The 255-nt window shown below is 67.5% G+C and carries 1 protein-coding gene; it reads right to left on the reverse strand.

All coding sequences use genetic code 11. The annotated features are described in order from the left end of the window. Positions 1 to 255 (reverse strand): hypothetical protein (locus tag H3H39_RS27480; protein WP_182157705.1); only part of this gene is annotated, 255 nt, incomplete at both ends.

A 255-nucleotide genomic window follows, 5' to 3' on the forward strand; every position in this document is an offset into this window, starting at 1 on the left:
GCTTGCCATCGACTGTGATGACGCGGGTGGCGTCGGCATCTGGCGCACTGAACGTTAGCGCGGCCTGGCTCGTCACGCCGTCGCCGGCGACGCCAGTGTCCGTGGTCAGGGCCACGCCCGCAGTTGCTATCGTGGTGTCGAGGGTGAAGGCGAAGGCTGCGGCATCGTGGGTGTTGCCGGCCACGTCGGTGGCGCGCACGATGACGTTGTTGCCGCCTTCGACGGCGCTGAAGCTGCTATTCCAGGTGGTTCCGC

The sequence above is a fragment of the Rugamonas apoptosis genome (assembly GCF_014042355.1).
Taxonomy (GTDB): Bacteria; Pseudomonadota; Gammaproteobacteria; order Burkholderiales; family Burkholderiaceae_D; genus Rugamonas; species Rugamonas apoptosis.